This is a genomic window from Mesorhizobium sp. M7A.F.Ca.ET.027.03.2.1 (genome assembly GCF_003999175.1).
In the GTDB taxonomy this organism is placed as follows: Bacteria; Pseudomonadota; Alphaproteobacteria; order Rhizobiales; family Rhizobiaceae; genus Mesorhizobium.
In genome coordinates this window covers 1-2,677 of sequence record NZ_RZOM01000867.1, presented here as the reverse complement: position 1 = coordinate 2,677, position 2,677 = coordinate 1, and the positions used below count along the sequence as shown (strand labels likewise).

Here is a 2,677-nt window from a genome sequence, read left to right as displayed (position 1 = left end):
GTGCCTTCCAGAAGCACTTCCTTGCCGGGCAGGAATTTCAGCGTCGCCGGGTTTGGCGTCGATTCGGTCTGGATGAACATGGCCGTCTCCGTGCCCGTTTGGGCATCTAGTTTGGAACAATTCTAAATAGGCTCAATTGGCTGGACATTCAAGCGAAACGCATCGCCGGAACAGCTGGCTGGCGGAATGTTTTTTCGCGCCCATCATCGGACCGGCATCACCTGAAGAGCAGAATCTCAGGCCAGGCTGTCGATTTCCTCGTCCGACAGGTTCTGCGGCACGACAGTCACCGGGATCGGGAAGGCGGCACCCTTGCCGGCCACGGCGCCGACCAGCGGCCCCGGCCCTTCCTTGCCCGCACCGGCGGCCAGCACCAGGATGGCGATGTCCTGGTCTTCCTCGATCAATTTGTGGATCTCTTCCGTCGGCTTGCCTTCGCGCACCACCATCTCGGGCTCGATGCCGAGCTTCTGGCGCACCTTGTTGGCATAGCTGTCGAGCGCGGCGCGCGCGGTGGCGTTGGCTTCCTCGCGCATGATCTTCTCGACACCCAGCCAATGCTGGAAATCGTCCGGCACGATGACATAGAGCAGCACCAGCGTGCCGCTGGTGCTCTGCGCCCGTTTCGAGGCATAGGCGACGGCACGCTCGCATTCCGGCGTGTCGTCGATGATCGTCAGGAATTTCCTGCGATGGCCGGCTTCGCGGCTGAGGCGTTTGGAGACCATGTCTATCTACTCGGTGTCGTGCGGCCGCAATCTGCCACTGCGGGGGACCGGCGGCAAGTCGCCGGCCTTGTGCCAGTGCACCCGATGTCGCGATCAGCCCTGCAGCAGGCCGATAATGTCGCGCACCGTCTTCATCGTCGCTTCGGCCAGCACGCCGGCGCGCTCGCCGCCGTCCTTGAGCACAGCGTCGACATAGGCGCGGTCATCCGAAATGCGGCGCATCTCGCTGGCGATCGGCGCCAGTTTTTCCACTGCAAGATCGGCCAAGGCCGGCTTGAACACGGAAAACTGCTGACCGGCGAATTCCTTGAGTACATCCGCCTTCGATATCTCGGCGAGACCCGCATAGATGCCGACCAGGTTCTCCGCCTCGGGCCGGCCGGCCAGGCCGTCCAGCTCGCTCGGCAACGCTTCCGGGTCGGTCTTGGCCTTGCGGATCTTCTTCGAGATGTCGTCGGCATCGTCAGTCAGGTTGATGCGCGACAAATCCGACGGGTCCGATTTGGACATTTTCTTGGAGCCGTCGCGCAGCGACATGATGCGCGCCGCCGGCCCGCCGATGACCGGCTCGGTCAGCGGGAAATAACCGTTGACGGTCTCTTCGCCGACCTGCATCTCGACGCCGACGCCAAGGGCCGCGATGCGGTCGGAGAAGTCGTTGTTGAATTTCTGCGCGATGTCGCGGGTGAGTTCCAGATGCTGCTTCTGGTCCTCGCCCACCGGCACGTGGGTGGCACGGTAGAGCAGGATGTCGGCAGCCATCAGCGAAGGATAGGCAAGCAGGCCGAGCGAGGCGTTCTCGCGATCCTTGCCGGCCTTGTCCTTGAACTGCGTCATACGGTTCATCCAGCCGATGCGCGCCACGCAATTGAAGATCCAGGCGAGCTCGGCGTGCTGCATGACCCGCGACTGGTTGAAGACGATGTGCTTCTTCGGGTCGATGCCCGAGGCCAGGAACGCAGCGGTGATCGACCGCGTCTGATCGGCCAGGTCTTCATAAACGAGTTGGGCTGTCAGCGAATGCAGGTCGACGACGCAATAGATGCAATCGGAGGTGTCCTGCAGGGCAACAAATTTCTTGATGGCGCCGAGATAGTTGCCGAGGTGCAGATTGCCGGTCGGCTGGACACCGGAAAAGACGAGTGGCTTGAAGGCGGTCATGATTGTCCTCATGGCTTGTGGAGGGCCGTATAAGCGTGATTCCGAAAAGTTGCAGACTTTTCGGAGCCAATCGCGCGGCTGGAAACCGCGCGCGGCGAAAGTCTTGCGACGGCGCGCTTATGGACGAAGACGGCGCTGCGATCAAGACGGCGCTGCGGGCGTGTCGGGCGCTCTACTCGTCCAGGTCGGTCTTTGCGACCGGTGGCGCCGACTTGCCCGATCCCCGCTTGACGTTGCGTCGGATCATGCCGAAATCGGCACCGCCTGTGGCGAAGGCGGTGATGAAATAAAGCAGCGCTCCGCCGGCAACCAGCGACAGCAGCGTCGTCGCCTTGACCGCCAGCGGCGAGCCCGGCCCTAGCCTGACGGCGAACCAGTGCTCGGCAAAATAGAGTGCCGCCCCCATTACGGCCGCCGACAGCACCAGCCGTGGAATGCGCTTCACCAGCGGCACGTCGCGCCCCCAATGGCCGCGCCGGATCAAGACGCCGAGCAGCATCACCGCGTTGACCCAGCCGGCGACGGCCGAGGCCACAGCGATGCCGGGCGCGCCCATCCGTGGAAACAGCGTCAGCGCCGTGGTAACGTTCACCGCCACCGAGATGGCGGCAAAGATCATCGGCGTGCGCGTGTCCTCGCGGGCGAAATAGCCTGGGGTGAACGCCTTGATCAGCACGAAAGCCGGCAGGCCGAGGCCGAAGATCGCCAGGATCGCCGCCACTGTCGGCGTCGAGCCGTTGGCGGCGAACGCGCCGCGCTCATAGACCAGCCGCACGATCGGCTCCGAC

The 2,677-nt window shown here is 63.6% G+C and carries 4 protein-coding genes; all 4 read right to left on the bottom strand.

Translation table 11 applies throughout. The features are described 5' to 3' along the window. Positions 1-80: NifU N-terminal domain-containing protein (locus tag EN750_RS28195; protein WP_189526526.1), on the bottom strand; the 80-nt coding region annotated here is incomplete at its 3' end. Positions 81-236: 156 nt separating this feature from the next. Continuing rightward, the gene (locus EN750_RS28190) at positions 237-728 is read right to left on the bottom strand and encodes a universal stress protein (protein ID WP_013528063.1); all 492 of its coding nucleotides are present in this window, start codon (positions 726-728) and stop codon (positions 237-239) included. 93 nt (positions 729-821) lie between these two features. After that, entirely contained in the window at positions 822-1,889 is a 1,068-nt protein-coding gene (gene trpS / locus EN750_RS28185; RefSeq protein WP_127256391.1) for a tryptophan--tRNA ligase, read from the bottom strand. Between the two features lie 172 nt (positions 1,890-2,061). Continuing rightward, the coding region (locus tag EN750_RS28180; RefSeq protein WP_189526525.1) for a lipid II flippase MurJ at positions 2,062-2,677 on the bottom strand (616 nt) is incomplete at its 5' end.

Coding starts and splice junctions, on each gene's coding strand:
- EN750_RS28190 (WP_013528063.1), bottom strand. CDS start 728: ATGGTCTCCAAACGCCTCAGCCGCGAAGCCGGCCATCGCAGGAAATTC.
- trpS (WP_127256391.1), bottom strand. CDS start 1,889: ATGACCGCCTTCAAGCCACTCGTCTTTTCCGGTGTCCAGCCGACCGGC.